The sequence below is a fragment of the Pleomorphomonas sp. JP5 genome (genome assembly GCF_023721815.1).
Lineage (GTDB): Bacteria > Pseudomonadota > Alphaproteobacteria > Rhizobiales > Pleomorphomonadaceae > Pleomorphomonas.
In genome coordinates this window covers 146,147-160,923 of sequence record NZ_JAMDLI010000022.1, presented here as the reverse complement: position 1 = coordinate 160,923, position 14,777 = coordinate 146,147, and the positions used below count along the sequence as shown (strand labels likewise).

The following is a 14,777-nucleotide window of genomic DNA, read 5'->3' as shown; positions in this document are numbered from 1 at the left end:
GGTTGGGCCGCCCTACGCTTTTTCAGACTTCGTGCCGAAACGCAATCCTGCCGACCTCAGACCCGCGCCTCGGCAAGCTTCTTCTCGCGGTTGGCGCGAAGCTGGGCGAAATCTTCGCCGGCATGATGCGACGAGCGCGTCAGCGGGCTCGACGACACCATCAGGAAACCCTTGGTGTAGGCAATGGTTTCATAGGACTTGAATTCGTCCGGCGGCACGAAGCGGATGATGGGGTGGTGCTTGGACGTCGGCTGCAGATACTGGCCGATGGTCAGGAAGTCGACGTCGGCCGAACGCAGGTCGTCCATCAACTGCAGCACCTCGTTCCGCTCCTCGCCGAGGCCGACCATGATGCCGGACTTGGTGAAGATGGTGGGGTCGAGCTCCTTCACCCGCTGCAGGAGACGGATGGAGTGGAAATAGCGGGCGCCAGGGCGAACGGTGAGATAGTTCGACGGCACCGTTTCGAGGTTGTGGTTGAAAACGTCCGGCTTGGCGGCCACCACGACCTCCAGGGCGCCTTCCTTGCGAAGGAAGTCGGGCGTCAGCACCTCGATGGTCGTCGACGGCGACCGGGCGCGAATGGCCCGGATCACCTGCGCGAAATGCTCGGCGCCGCCGTCCTTGAGATCGTCGCGGTCGACCGATGTGATGACCACGTGGAGAAGCCCGAGCTTCTCGACGGCCAGCGCCACATTCTCCGGCTCGGTCGGGTCGAGCGGCGCCGGCAGGCCGGTCTTGACGTTGCAGAAGGCGCAGGCGCGCGTACAGGTATCGCCCATGATCATCATGGTGGCGTGCTTCTTCGACCAGCATTCGCCGATGTTGGGGCAGCCCGCCTCCTCGCAAACCGTGAAGAGGCCATTCTCCTTCACGATACCCTGCGTTTCCTTGTAGACCGGCGAACCGGGCGCCTTGACGCGGATCCACTCCGGCTTGCGCTGGATCGGATTGTCCGGACGATTGGCCTTCTCGGGATGGCGCGCCTTGGGCGCTGTTTTCACGGTGTCGAGAATGGTGACCATCGTCCGTCGCTTTCTGCCCGTTTTGGCCGACCCTCAGTCGGTCTTCTCTGATCAACTTCCTAGCAAAACTACGGAGAACGGGCCATGCCGCTCCCGTCACATCAGGCCTGCGCCGACGTCATGCTGGCGTTAGAAACCGCCGCCGGTCCTGAAGCCACCGCCACCCGAACCGCCACCGGTCCCAAAGCCACCACCACCCGAGCCGCCACCCCAGGATCCGCCTCCACCCCAATGGCCGCCGCCAAAATCGTCGCGACGGGGGGATCTGCCGCGTCGATAGCCATCGCGGAAAGCCCCTTCCAGCACGGCCGCCGTAATGGCGCCGGAAATGATGCCGCCAATCAGATTGCCGATCATCTCGCCGTTGGAGAAGCTGCCGTTGGGGCGGTCGTAGCCGTTGCGGCGGAACGTGTCGCGTGAGTGCTCCAGTTCCTGACGCTTGTTGGCGATATCGATCGACGTGCGCCGAAGCTCCTCCGCCTGCGCATCGACACGAACGAGATCACGTTCGATCTGGCGCAGCCGCTTGACGATCAGATCGTCTTCCGGCGTTGGCGTCGCTTCGGCACGCCGGACCAGATCCACCATGTCGGCGCGTGCCAACGTGCCAGCCAGATCGTCGATCACCCCGCGCACCGCCGGATCGCCGTTGTCGTCGAGCAGCGTCGCCGTTTCCTTGTCGATGCTGTCGACGTCGGACCTGACGCGGGCAATGTCGGTTTCCACCTTGGCCAGCGCCCGGTCGGCATCCGCCACTGCCGCTTCCAGCGGCGCGATGCCATCGGCCTCCAGCGCAGCCCGTTCGTGACCCTGGCGGGCCGCGACGGCACTTGCGACATCGGCCTTGAGGCGCTCCGCATGCTCGGCGAGCCGCAAGGGAATCTCGGTCAGCATGAAATAGTTGACTCGCGCCGCGTCGTAGCCGGCAAGCCTCGCCACCTTGCCATCGAAGTAGCGCACAAGCGGCCCCGCCCGGTAGCCGGACGTCCCGTAGCCACGCTGCCAGAGATAGATGAACAGGCGATCGTCCTCGTAGGGCTTGCCCTTGACCGTACGATCTTCCTCCGCCTGACGGCGTTTCTCCTCGGCCGCGGTCGCCATGGTTTCGGCTGCTTCGATGGCGACGGTCAGGCGCTTCCACTCGTCCTCGGTCGCAAGATGTGCCTCGACGGCATCGGTCTTCGCCTCGACGGCATCGATCGCCGCGTCGCGCACCTTGGCCGCCGCCTCGCGCTTGTCTTCGAGCGCGTCGAGCTTCTGCAGGGCGCCCTCGCGACTCGCCTTCAGCTCTGCCAGCCGATCGCTGCGCTTGTCGAGCACGACGCGAGCCCGGCGCTCGACACTGTCCAGCTCGCCAACCACCTCGTCACGGGCGATCGCATCGAGCCTCAGTCGGGCCAGAGCGCGGAAAGCATCGGCCTTTTCGGTCCGGAGACGATCGCCCTCGGCCTTGGTGTCGGCCAGCATGGCGACGAGACGATCTTCGTCTCGCCGAACCCCGAGGATCGCCCGTTCGATGTCGTTGAGCGCCTGCTGCGCGGAAATCATGCTGCTTCCTTGGGTTCGGGAGTGGGCCTACCAACTGGTGATGGCACCGGAGAGAACATCCATCTCGTAGACGGGTGCGAGGCTGCCGCGCGGCTTCTCGCCGAGAATGTTGTCCTCGACGATGCCATCGTCGCTCTTGTCGGCCGCCACCTTGTCATAGGTCGCCCTGGGAACGCGAACGCCCCATTTGTCGACCGTCTTGACCGTGCCGTCCTCTTCGCTGGCGATCGGCAACTTGAGGGCATCGCCGGATGGCGTCACCGCCTCGACGATCAGATAGTAGTTGCGCGCCCTGGTGTTGACGTCGGGAACCCGGAACACGCCGGTTCGCTCACCTGGGCGCGACACGATCCGGAGCTCGTAGGTCTGGGCCAGCGTCGCCCGGAGATCGGCCAGAGCCGCCACCGCCTGACGCGCCGCGCCTGCATCCCCGCCGGCGATGGCCGCGCGCGCGGCGGCGACCCGCTGCTCGGCCTCGGCCTTGGCGTCGGAGGTCAGAGCCTCGGTCACCAGCGCGGCTTCGGCCGTATCGACGGTTTCCGGCAGCGTCACGGACATCTCGATCCGCGCCGCCTCGCTTGCTCGTTCGGTCGAGGCGACGCGCCAATAGGTGACGCCACCCAGCATGATGAGAGCGACGAGCGCCCCGGCAACCACCTTGGCCACCATGGCGCGCCCGACCCAGAGCAGCGCCATCGTCCGGGCAAAGGACGGCGGCGCCGGATCGTAGGTAAAACGGCTCTCTTTCAGGGCCCGGATACCGTCATCGAGGATGCGGTCGGAGACCTTGAGCCCCTGCCCTTCGTAAAGCGCCCGGAGCCTTTCCTTCAGCGTGGCGTCGCGGCGGTCCTCGCTGAGCGCCTTCTCGACGAGCCCTTCCTGGTGACGAAGCGTGTCGACCACGTCCATCGCCAGCATCAGCTCGTCGAGTTTTGGGGCAGCCGCGGCGCCCTGAGCGACGTCAGCCATTCAGCACCAGCGCGTTGCCTTGCTCGGCAAGGCGGGCGATCCGCCGCTTGCCATCCTCGACGGCCGCCCGGATCTCCTCGGAGTTCTTGGTGGCCAGCGTCCGCATCTCGGCGATGATCTCGGTCGAGCGCTCCTGGTAGTTGACCACGCTGTCGACCAGCTTCTTCACGGCGTCGGCGCGCACCGTCGGGCCATAACCGGCCTTCAGCGCCTCTTCCTGCACCTTGCCGCCGATATCGGCCAGCACTTCCAGCGACTTGGACACGCCCTCCTTCATGGAGTTGAGCGTCTGCGTCGACTCGTGCAGCCCGAACACGCCGGTGAACGACGCCTTCAGCGCAGTCAGAACCGACTCGTTGGTGCTGAAGAAGGAAACGGACTGCTGATAGACGCGCTCCTTTGCCGACGTCGTCTGAAGGAGGCGCGCCATGATCACTTCGGAGGTGTTGTAGCCGACGGTGAGGTTGTCGGCGAGATCCTTGGCGATCTGATAGCGACCTTCCTCGTTCTGCATGACCCGCAGCTTCTCGTCGCGGATCAGCTCAAGTCGCGCCCGCTCGGAGGCGTCCGTGCCGGCAAATCCGGCCACCGCCTCGGATGCCTTGGCGAGCTCCTCCTTGGCAGCGGTGAGCTTGGCTTCGCCCGCCTTCAGAACCTCCAGCGCAGCCACCTCGGCCTGCTTCAGGGCGCCCCGGAAGTCGCGGTAAGCTTCGAGGATCACCTGCTCGCGCTCGATATTGGTCTTGGTGTCGCGAGCCACCTCGATATAGGTGTCGCGAATGCTGTCGAACCGGCTGGCGATGTCACCGCGCGATATCTTCATCCAGGCATTGGTCGCCCGCTCGAACAGGTCGATCTTGCCGTCCGAGATCTGGTCGACCATCGCCTTGGCATCGTCACGGATCGAGTTGAATCCTTGCGTGATCTTCTCGTAGCGCTCGCCGATCGACATTTCGGAGATCTGCTCGCGCACCACCTCGTTGAACACGCTCATCTGGCTGAGCGTACGGGTGATGACGGCGATCTTGTCGGGGTCGAGATCGGTGATCCTCTCGAGAAGACCGACGATCGGCGCCTCCTCGGTTCTGGCCGGTAAAAGGCCGAGGTCGCGCAAACCGCCCATCGCCTTGTCGAGATACTGCATGGGCGTTTTCACAATGTCGGTCGTAGTCAATGCCGTTTCCCCCCAGTCACCGGAAGCGCGGAAGAACGTCCGCGAGGCGTCGCGGGAAATGTAGTGTCCCCACAAGCTGCCGCAAGCAGACGTTCAGCGAAAATTCAAGCGCCGAAGACGGTTTCCAGCGCGTTCCGCATCACCTTGGCATCGGGCATGCGCCCCGTCCACAGGCGGATGCCGATGACGCCCTGGTTGACCAGCATGCCGAGACCGTCGAGCGTCAAGGCACCCCGCGACTCGGCCATCTTGAGGAAGGCCGTGCGCGGCGGGTTCGGAATAACGTCGGCGACCACCAGACCCGGCCGGATCGAGTTGAAATCGACAGCAGGTACATCGTCGACACCCGGGAAAAGGCCGATCGACGTCGCGTTGATGAGAATGTCGGCGTCCTCGGGAACGACATAGTCGCCCTTCCACGACACCAAGTCGGCTGTCGCCTGGGTGTGCGCCCTCACAAGCTGCACCACGGCCTTGCCACGCGCCTCGTCGCGATTGACGACGGTGATCGACGCAGCGCCGGCCAGCGCCGTCTCCACCGCAATCGCCCGCGAAGCGCCACCGGCGCCAAGAACCACCACACGCCTGCCGCGTGGATCGATCACGGTCTCAAGCGAAGTGAGGAAACCCTTTCCATCGGTGTTCTCGCCGATCAGCCTGCCCTCGTTGTTGATGACGCAGTTGACGGCGCCGATGATTTCCGCCGAAGGCGCAAGCTCGTCGATGAAGTCGATCACCGCCACCTTGTGCGGCAACGAGCAATTGAAGCCGCGCCATCCCATGGCGCGAGCACCGCGCACCGCGTCGCCCAAATCCGCCGGAGCCACATCGCAATTGATGTAGCGGGCGTCGAGGCCCATGGCGCGATAGGCCGCCTCGACCATGGCGACCGTCGGATTCTCCGCCACCGGTGTCGCGAAACAGCCAGTGAGAAGGCTGAGGAAGTTGAGTTCGGCCGGCATGGCGTCATCCTCCAAGGGAGGCGGACATGCCGCCGCGCCCTTTCTCCGAGCGATCTTACCGCCTGGAGGCCGGATTGGAAACGCTACCGTCGGTCAGAAAGCCTACCGGCGTCGGTTGAGCGGCGTCACCGTTGCCGAGGGCTTCTCGGCAAGAAGCCGTTGTTCGATCACGCCACGCCAGCCGAGGCCACGGTAGGTCTCATAGCCCGGCGTCAAGTGCTGGGCGACCAGTCGTCCATCGCGCACCTGCCAGCCCGCCTCCGCGCCACCGAAGGCGGCAAGGCGCTCGGTCAGAAGCCCGGCCCCATCGGAGGACGCAATGACGCGGTTGTCGCGGTCGACGATCAGCACACGGCTCATTGCCCGCTCTTCGTCGGTCAGGCGGACACCCTCGACGATGGTCCTAGACTGGGGCTCCCAGTCGAAGTGGATGGCCAGGAGGCCTATGGGGCGACCGTCGGCTTCGCCGCCTGCCCTTACCGGCGTAACGAAGGTAGCGACCATCGTGTCGCCCAGAAGCGGCTCGCGGGCGATATCCTCGGCGTGGAAATCATCGCCAGTCCTCAGCCCCATGCCGGTGCGGAACCATGGCCGCGAAGAAACGTCGGCGCCGGCCAAGGGAAAACGATCTCCACGGCCGGTCGCGACGGCCTTGCCTTGGGTATCGCAGAGCCAGATGTCGAGATAGACGGTGTAGGCGCGCAAAATGACGTCGAGACGCCGCGCCGCATAGGCGAAGGCAGCCTCCCCGGGCACGGTCATGGCGTCGACGAAGGCGGAGTCGGTCGCCCACCAACGGACGTCGCAGGTGCGTTCGTAAAGGTTGCGATCGACGATCTCGATGGCATTGAGAGCAAGGTCGACAAGCCGCTGTCCTTGCGAAGACTGGCTCATCTCCTGAACCAGAGAGGAAATCTCGCCGATCTCCGAGGCCAGCTCGGCCTCAAGGGCGGTCGAGAGCTTCTCCACCTCTTCCGAAATTCCGCGCACTTCCTGGCTGACCACCGCAAAACCGCGTCCGGCCTCGCCGGCCCGTTCCGCCTCGATCAACGCGTTGAGGGCAAGGATCCGCATCCGACGATTGATCGCCCGGATTTGACCAACCTTGTTGAAGGCGATCTCCTGGACGGACTCGGACTTTGAAGAAATATCGCGAATGGACACAACCGAAGCTGTCATCCCATCCCCCCGGACTATCGCATTTTTACTATGCGAAGAGTCGCATTCATCTCGTTAACAAAGTAAAAACAGGGGCCGATGAAATACTGAGCGATCTGCTTCTTTTGTTTGCAGAATTTCGGGGAAATATGTCCTTTTCACACAACTATTTCTCAAGCAACCATACGTGCAAGAAAGACGAAGATAATCGCCCCGATGGTCGCGACAGCCACTTCGTGCAGGAAAGGACTTGCAATGGGAAGACTGATGCCGGTCCACTGCAAGACAAGCCCACCGACAAACGAACCAATCAGGCCCGAAACGAGATAGCGGATAAGGCCGCCACCGCCCACAACGAAGCTGGCGAGCCAGCCGGCAAGAAGGCCTATGGCGCCCCAGACGAGAAAGGCATGACCTTGCATCGGATGTCTCCTGAACATGAAAAGACCGGCGGGATCGCCGCCGGCCTCTGCGTGTAATTGCGATTCACGCCTCAAATATGGATGGCGCGGCCGTAGGCGGCAAGTACGCTCTCGTGCATGGTCTCGCTGACAGTCGGGTGCGGGAACACCGTGTGCATCAGCTCTTCCTCGGTGGTCTCGAGCTGCATGGCGACGACGAAGCCCTGGATCATCTCCGTCACCTCGGCGCCAACCAGATGGGCACCGAGCAAGCGGCCGGTCTTGGCATCGAAGATCGTCTTGACGAGACCCTCAGGCTCGCCCAGCGCCACCGCCTTGCCGTTGCCGATGAAGGGGAAACGACCGACCTTCAGCTCGAACCCGGCTTCCTTGGCCTTCTTCTCGGTCAGGCCTACGGAGGCCACCTGCGGGTGGCAATAGGTGCAGCCCGGAATCTGCAGCTTGTCCATCGGATGCGGATGCAGACCGGCGATCGCCTCGACGCACAGCGTGCCCTCGTGCTCGGCCTTGTGGGCCAGCATCGGCGGACCGGCGACGTCGCCGATGGCATAAATGCCCGGCACGTTGGTCCGGCCGAGACCGTCGGTGGCAATCGTACCGCGATCGAGCTTCACGCCCAGCGCCTCAAGGCCGAGGTTCTCGACGTTGCCGACGACGCCGACGGCCGAGATGACGCGATCGGCGGTGATCTCCTGCCTGGAGCCGCCCTTGAGCTCGATGGTGGCCGTCACCTCGTTGCTGCCCTTCTTCAACGAGGCGACCTTGGCCTCGAGAAGGATCTTCATGCCGGCCTTCTCGAAACGCTTCTTGGCGAGTTCGGCGATCTCGTGATCCTCGACCGGCATCACCTGGCTCATCACCTCGACGACGGTCACTTCCGAGCCGAGCGCCCGGTAGAAGCTCGCGAACTCGATGCCGATGGCACCGGAGCCGACCACCAGAAGACGCTTCGGCAGCTCTTCGGGAACCATCGACTCGAAATAGGTCCAGACCAGCTTCTTGTCGGGCTCAAGGCCCGGCAGGACACGCGGACGGGCGCCAGTCGCAACGATGATGTGCTTGGCCTCGTAGTCGCCGGCCGGCAACCAGCCCTTGGGCGCACCGTCGACGGCCTTCACCTTGACCTTGCCGGGCGCGGCGATCGTCGCCTCACCCCAGATCAGGTCGACCTTGTTTTTCTTGAGCAGGAAACCGACGCCCTGGCTCATCTGCTGGGCGATGCCGCGCGACCGCTTGACGATACCGGCAACGTCGACGCCCGGCTTCTCGGCCTTGATGCCGTAGTCGGCAGCATGCTCGATATAGTGGAAGATCTCGGCCGATCGCAGCAGCGCCTTGGCCGGAATGCAGCCCCAGTTGGGGCAGATGCCGCCGACATAGGCGCGTTCGACGACGCCGACCTTGAGGCCGAGCTGGGCGGCACGGATGGCGGCGACATAGCCACCGGGGCCCGAACCGATAATCAGGATGTCATACTGGGACATGAGATGCTCCAACGCGGTTTTGGTCGACGCCGTCGTGGCTCGAAGACTTAACCGCTCTTGTTATTCAATTGCTGCTGGTACTTCTTGATCAGGCTTTCAAGTGAGGTCTGCCATTTCGACGAGACGAAAGGCACAGCCAGTGATTTGGAAAGATTGAGCGGATCCCCCGCAACGCGCCCCGTGATGACCAACTTTTGAGACCGGAGTTCGTGGCATTCCCAAAAGCCACTCGCTTTACCCGCCAAGAGCTCCTCGTTCGTCCTGGCGTACATGAAGCAGATGTCGCCAGAGAAGGTCTCTCCGGGTACGGAGCCTTCAACTTTCCACCTCCCCGGAACAACGACGGTATTTCCTGGAACCCAAAGAAAGGCTGCACCATCTGGCCTATAGTATTCAACCTGCATGCCAAGGTGGACCAACGTTTTCCCGGAAAAGAAATCCCTGGAATTCGGCGTTTCCGCCGCCAGCTTCCGAAGAAGGTCGTCGTTCGATGTCTGGCATGACGTCAGCGCCAGACCAGCGAAGACTGACACCAAAATCGCCGTGACTATCTTCGGCGAACACGCGAACACCAGCCAGCCTGAACGCTTCAGCACTCCAAGTCGCCACATCATGAACTCCCCCCGTTTTCGGATTCCGGTTTTCCCAAAATTGGGAGGAAGAAACCGGATCGGACCGCCCATAGTTAGCGCAAGGGAGTTGCTTGGGTTGTTGTTTCCGACCACTCTTCCACTGGTTTAGCCAGTACCGGCGGAAACCGGCGTGGCAACACCCGCGCGCCGGATGTAGTCAACCGGCGCGCGAGATCTTCGGATCGCGATTACACCAGCATCGACATCGGCTTCTCGATGAAGCCCTTGAACGCCTTGAGAAGCTCGGCGCCGAGCGCACCATCGACGGCACGGTGATCGGTGGAGAGCGTCACGCTCATCACGGTGGCGACGGCCAGCTGGCCACCCTTGACCACGGCCCGCTGCTCGCCGGCGCCGACCGCCAGGATGGTGGCGTGCGGCGGGTTGATGACGGCCGCGAAGTCCTTGACGCCGAACATGCCAAGATTGGACACCGAGGTGGTGCCACCCTGATATTCTTCCGGCTTCAGCTTGCGGTCCTTGGCGCGCTTGGCCAGATCCTTCACCTCGTTGGAGATGGCGGAGAGGCTCTTCTCGTCGGCCTTGCGGACGATTGGCGTGATCAGGCCGCCGGGGATCGACACGGCAACGCCGACATCGGCATGGCGATGCTTGAGCATGCCGCCATCGGTCCAGGACACGTGGGCGTCCGGCACGGCCTTCAGCGCCAGGGCATAAGCCTTGATGACCATGTCGTTGACCGACACCTTGTAGGTCGGCTTTCCATCGATGGTTGGCGCGGAGTCGTTGATATCCTTGCGCAGGACAAGCAGCGCATCGAGCTCCACATCCACGGTGACGTAGAAGTGCGGCACCGTCTGCTTGGACTCGGTGAGGCGGCGCGCAATCGTCTTGCGCATGCCGTCGTGCGGGATCAGCTCGTAGCTGTCCGGATCGAACAGCTTCAGCGTCATCTCGTCGCTGGCGCCAGCCGGCTTCGGAGCAGGCGCCGAGCCCTGTGCCTGCGGAGCGGGAGCCGCCGCCTTCGGCGCCGCTTCGGCACCCTCGACGTCACGCAGGATGATGCGGCCCTTCGGACCCGAGCCCTTGATGGACTTGAGGTCGAGTCCCTTGTCCTTGGCGACGCGACGCGCCAGTGGCGAGGCGAAGATGCGTTCGCCGTCGGCCGACTTGGTTGCTTCCGCTTTCGGAGCTTCTGCCTTGGCGGTATCCGCTTTCGACGCCTCAGGCTTCGCCTTGTCCTCGACCTTGGGCGCTTCCGCCTTGGCCGGGGCGGGAGCCGCCCCTTCGGCTGCCGAGGCAGCCGCTTCGACGTCCTCGCCTTCCTCGGCGAGAATGGCGATCACGGCGTTGACCGGTACGTCCGCCGCACCTTCAGCGACCACCAGCTTGGCGACGACACCTTCGTCGACCGCCTCGACTTCCATGGTTGCCTTGTCGGTTTCGATCTCGGCGAGAACCATGCCGGACTTCACGGCATCGCCCACCTTGACGCTCCACTTGGTCAGGTTGCCCGTCTCCATGGTGGGAGAGAGCGCCGGCATCAGGATCTTGATCGGCATTTCTTCTCTCCTCAGCGATAGGTGACGGCGCGCACGGCCTCGATCACCTCGCCGACGTTCGGCAGGGCGAGCTTCTCAAGGTTGGCCGCGTAGGGCATCGGCACATCCTTGCCGGTGATGCGGGCCACCGGTGCGTCGAGATAGTCGAAGACGTTGGCCTGGATCTGATAGGCGATCTCCGAGCCCACCGAGCCCTGCGGCCAGCCCTCTTCCACCGTCACGCAACGGCCAGTCTTCTTGACCGAGTTGACCACCGTCTCGATGTCCATCGGGCGGATGGTGCGGAGATCGATCACCTCGGCGTCGATGCCGAGACCGGCCAGCTCGTCCGCCGCCTTGATCGCATAGGACATGCCCATGCCGAAGGAGACGATGGTGACGTCCTTGCCGGCCTTGTGGATGCGCGCCTTGCCGATCGGCAGCACGTAATCGTCGAGCTTCGGCACCTCGAAGTGATGGCCATAGAGGACTTCGTTCTCGAGGAAGATCACCGGGTTGGGATCGCGGATCGCCGCCTTGAGGAGGCCCTTGGCGTCGGCCGCGCTATAGGGCATCACCACCTTGAGGCCGGGGATCATGCCGTACCAGGCGGCGTAGTCCTGGCTGTGCTGGGCGCCGACGCGGGCGGCGGCGCCATTGGGACCGCGGAACACGATCGGGCAGCCCATCTGGCCACCGGACATGTAGAGCGTCTTGGCCGCCGAGTTGATGATCTGGTCGATCGCCTGCATGGCGAAGTTGAAGGTCATGAACTCGACGATCGGCTTCAGACCGGCGAAGGCAGCGCCGACGCCGATACCGGCAAAGCCGTGCTCGGTGATGGGCGTGTCGATGACGCGCCTGGCGCCGAACTCGTCCAGAAGACCCTGGGAAATCTTGTAGGCGCCCTGATACTCGGCGACTTCCTCGCCCATCAGGAAAACGTCTTCGTCGCGGCGCATTTCCTCGGCCATGGCCTCGCGCAGCGCCTCGCGAACCGTCTTGCTCTCGAACTCGGTTCCGGCGGGGATGTCGGGATCGGCCTCGGCCTTGACAGCAGGCGCTGCCGGCACCGTGCTCGACGCCTGCGCCATCGGTTGCGTCTTTTCGGCAGGAGCGGCCTCGGCGGCGGGCTGCGGCGCTTCACCGGCTTCCGGCTTGCCCGTAGCGGCCTCGCCCTCTTCGCCGACGCGGGCGATCACTGCGTTGACCTTCACCCCCTCGGTGCCCTCGGCAACGAGGATCTCGAGCAGCTTGCCCTCGTCGACGGCTTCGATTTCCATCGTCGCCTTGTCGGTCTCGATCTCGGCGAGCACATCGCCGGACTTCACGTCATCGCCCACCTTTTTGAGCCACTTGGTGAGCTTGCCCTCTTCCATGGTCGGCGACAGCGCCGGCATCAGGATATCGATTGCCATTATGAAAAACCTTTCGGCGCTGTCAGCGGAGAATGTCGGTCCAGAGCTCGGACGGATCCGGCTCGGCATCGGCGGAGGCGAAGTCGGCGGCTTCCGTCACCACGGCGCGCACCTTCTTGTCGATCTCCTTGAGATCCTCTTCGCTGGCCCAGCCCTTCTCGACGAGGCGCTTGCGAACCTGTTCGATCGGATCGCGTTCGTCGCGCATCTTCTGCACTTCGTCCTTGCTCCGATACTTGGCCGGATCGGACATCGAATGGCCGCGATAGCGATAGGTCTGCATTTCCAGGATATACGGACCATTGCCCGTCCGCGCCCATTCGACGGCGCGATCGGCCGCCGCATTGACGGCACGGACGTCCATGCCGTCCACCTGCTCGCCGGGAATGTTGAAGCTCTCGCCGCGCTTGGCGAAATCGGTCTGCGCCGACGAGCGGCTGACCGAGGTGCCCATGGCATACCTATTGTTCTCGATGACGAAGATCACCGGAAGCTTCCAGAGCTGCGCCATGTTGAAGGTCTCGTAGACCTGGCCCTGGTTGGCAGCGCCATCACCGAAATACACCACGGACACGTTGTCGTTGCCGCGATACTTGTTGGCGAAGGCCAGTCCAGCGCCGATCGGCACCTGCGCGCCGACGATGCCGTGACCGCCGAAAAACTGCTTCTCGCGGCTGAACATGTGCATCGAGCCGCCCTTGCCGCGCGAGTATCCGCCCTGGCGGCCGGTCAACTCGGCCATGACACCCTTGGGGTCCATGCCGCAGGCCAGCATGTGGCCATGGTCGCGATAGGAGGTGGTAACCTGATCTTCGCCTTCGCGAAGCGCCTTCTGGATACCGACGACAACGGCTTCCTGGCCGATGTAAAGGTGGCAGAACCCGCCGATGAGGCCCATGCCGTAGAGCTGACCGGCCTTCTCTTCGAAGCGACGGATCAGCAGCATGTCGTGATAGGCCTTGAACTCGTCGTCCTTGTCGAATTCGGCGACCTGATAGTTGACGGTCGGATTGGACGTCTTGCCCGGTTTCTTCGTTCCGGATGTCGGGGCCGAAGCGCGCGTGCGCTTCTCGGTCGCCGGTCGAACAGCCATGGATTGCTCCTCCCGTATCGGGATTATTTCGTAGAGGCGCCGACGGAACCCCTTTCCGGGGAGCAAGTCAAGGTTTGCAACGCATGTCAATCATGCGAAAGCCGCATCGCTGGCCACAAGAATTAACTGAAATCAAGTTAATTCAACGAAAATAGAGCAATATCAATCGCTTTTTGCCTGCGCCAACTCGTCGAAATCCATAATGACCACTTCATTCGGATTGACGACCGACAGCTGGACACGGGCGCGCTCGTCCACCATGTCCTGGTCGAGGCTGGAGGGGCGCAGAAGCCTGACATGGGCCTCCAGATCGGCCTTTTCGGCGTTGAGACGCGCCAGTTCGGCATTGAGTTCCTGGGTGCGGCTCTCGAAGCGGGCACGCCCCACCATGCCGTACTCGCCATTGACGGCGTGATAGCCAAAATAGCCCAGAAAAACGGCGGTAACAGCCGGAAGGATCAGGCGACGCAGCCAAGACGGACGGTACTGGCGGGTAATCATACGCAACAAACTCACGCAGGCAGCGGGAACATCCTGGTCCCTTGCGGAGGAATCTGGACCAACGTGGTAAAAGGACGGTGAACAGGTCGCGGGTTGCGCCCAAAATGAGTCTCGCCAGCCTCGCAATAGGCAAAAGGTGGCAAACTTCCCACAGGCCCGGCCGATCACAACATCGTGCGCGCGGCGGGGCCGTCAAACCGCCATCAAGTCGAGCGATGGAGAAAGAAAAGGGGGAGGATCCGTTTTGAGGATAGCGCAGCCGAAACCGGCAACGATGTTGTCCGTTCTCGGCCATGCGCTGTTCATCGCACTCCTTGCCATCGAAGCCCCCCGCCGTCTCACCGTCGATCGACCGCCGGCGGCCGTCGAGGTGGTCATGGTCCCCGGGATGGACGTCGCGCCGCCCGTCAGCGCTCCCCCAGAGATCGCAGCGAAACCTTCGACCTCTCCGGCCCGACCGGCCCGCCCCTCCCCGAGCGCCACCGTGACGGCAACCGACTACTATGCGGCCGCAGTCCTCGACGATCCGCGCAATCGGGAAACTCGGGAAATAATCTCTACACTTGCCAGCGACGAGCGACTGATCCAGCTCTGCAACATCGAAGCGATGGAGCAGTTGAAGCGCTGGAAAGCCGGGTTCGTGCCCAACAGCGTCGTTCCCTACGCGATGGCCGACCCGCTGCTGAAGGCCAAGTCCATGGAAGCGCCCGGCGCGGCCGTTCACGCTGGCGGGAAATGGTACCGGTTGTCGTTCAGCTGCGAAGCGACGGTCGATCTCGCTCGTGTCGCCTCTTTCACCTTCAAGCTCGGCCGTCCCATTCCCAAAAGGGAATGGGAGCAGAACTCGTTACCCGAGCTGGACGAGAACGAACCGACGGACTGAACTCTC

General features: G+C 63.3%; 13 protein-coding genes and 1 pseudogene. 1 reads left to right on the top strand and 13 read right to left on the bottom strand.

From position 1 onward, the window contains the following. Positions 1-56: 56 nt before the first annotated feature. The 13 genes and pseudogenes from lipA to M4J40_RS20105 all read right to left on the bottom strand — a co-directional run bounded on the left by lipA (position 57) and on the right by M4J40_RS20105 (position 13,888). Positions 57-1,025, bottom strand: a complete 969-nt coding sequence (gene lipA / locus M4J40_RS20165; RefSeq protein WP_251756209.1) for a lipoyl synthase — start codon at positions 1,023-1,025, stop codon at positions 57-59. A gap of 129 nt (positions 1,026-1,154) precedes the next feature. Beyond that, positions 1,155-2,573, bottom strand: a complete 1,419-nt coding sequence (locus M4J40_RS20160) for a hypothetical protein (protein ID WP_251756208.1) — start codon at positions 2,571-2,573, stop codon at positions 1,155-1,157. Between the two features lie 27 nt (positions 2,574-2,600). Beyond that, positions 2,601-3,542: a DUF6384 family protein gene (locus M4J40_RS20155; RefSeq protein ID WP_251756207.1), complete on the bottom strand. Its 942-nt coding sequence runs from the start codon at positions 3,540-3,542 to the stop codon at positions 2,601-2,603. Further along, complete coding sequence (locus M4J40_RS20150) at positions 3,535-4,686, bottom strand: cell surface protein (RefSeq protein WP_251756206.1); 1,152 nt, start codon at positions 4,684-4,686, stop codon at positions 3,535-3,537. The genes M4J40_RS20155 and M4J40_RS20150 overlap by 8 nt, the downstream gene beginning before the upstream one ends. Before the next feature lie 134 nt (positions 4,687-4,820). Further along, a complete protein-coding gene (gene aroE, locus M4J40_RS20145) occupies positions 4,821-5,678 on the bottom strand; it encodes a shikimate dehydrogenase (RefSeq protein WP_251756205.1) in 858 nt (285 codons plus the stop codon). Between the two features lie 102 nt (positions 5,679-5,780). Then, a pseudogene (locus M4J40_RS20140) lies at positions 5,781-6,878 on the bottom strand (methyl-accepting chemotaxis protein); the annotation flags it as partial. A 131-nt stretch (positions 6,879-7,009) separates the two neighbouring features. Next, positions 7,010-7,258, bottom strand: coding sequence for a GlsB/YeaQ/YmgE family stress response membrane protein (locus tag M4J40_RS20135; RefSeq protein WP_251756203.1), 249 nt, complete (start codon positions 7,256-7,258; stop codon positions 7,010-7,012). 71 nt (positions 7,259-7,329) lie between these two features. Beyond that, entirely contained in the window at positions 7,330-8,742 is a 1,413-nt protein-coding gene (gene lpdA / locus M4J40_RS20130; protein ID WP_251756202.1) for a dihydrolipoyl dehydrogenase, read from the bottom strand. Positions 8,743-8,789: 47 nt separating this feature from the next. Beyond that, on the bottom strand, positions 8,790-9,356 hold the full coding sequence (locus M4J40_RS20125; RefSeq protein WP_251756201.1) for a hypothetical protein: 567 nt from the start codon (positions 9,354-9,356) through the stop codon (positions 8,790-8,792). 206 nt (positions 9,357-9,562) lie between these two features. Continuing rightward, entirely contained in the window at positions 9,563-10,897 is a 1,335-nt protein-coding gene (locus tag M4J40_RS20120) for a pyruvate dehydrogenase complex dihydrolipoamide acetyltransferase (protein ID WP_251756200.1), read from the bottom strand. Positions 10,898-10,908: 11 nt separating this feature from the next. Then, positions 10,909-12,294, bottom strand: a complete 1,386-nt coding sequence (locus tag M4J40_RS20115) for a pyruvate dehydrogenase complex E1 component subunit beta (protein ID WP_251756199.1) — start codon at positions 12,292-12,294, stop codon at positions 10,909-10,911. Between the two features lie 22 nt (positions 12,295-12,316). Next, a complete protein-coding gene (pdhA, locus tag M4J40_RS20110) occupies positions 12,317-13,387 on the bottom strand; it encodes a pyruvate dehydrogenase (acetyl-transferring) E1 component subunit alpha (protein ID WP_257235318.1) in 1,071 nt (356 codons plus the stop codon). Positions 13,388-13,549: 162 nt separating this feature from the next. Beyond that, complete coding sequence (locus M4J40_RS20105) at positions 13,550-13,888, bottom strand: septum formation initiator family protein (protein ID WP_251756614.1); 339 nt, start codon at positions 13,886-13,888, stop codon at positions 13,550-13,552. 274 nt (positions 13,889-14,162) lie between these two features. Here M4J40_RS20105 and M4J40_RS20100 point away from each other — a divergent pair, with 274 nt between their 5' ends. Beyond that, a complete protein-coding gene (locus M4J40_RS20100) occupies positions 14,163-14,771 on the top strand; it encodes a DUF930 domain-containing protein (protein ID WP_251756198.1) in 609 nt (202 codons plus the stop codon). Positions 14,772-14,777: the final 6 nt, after the last annotated feature.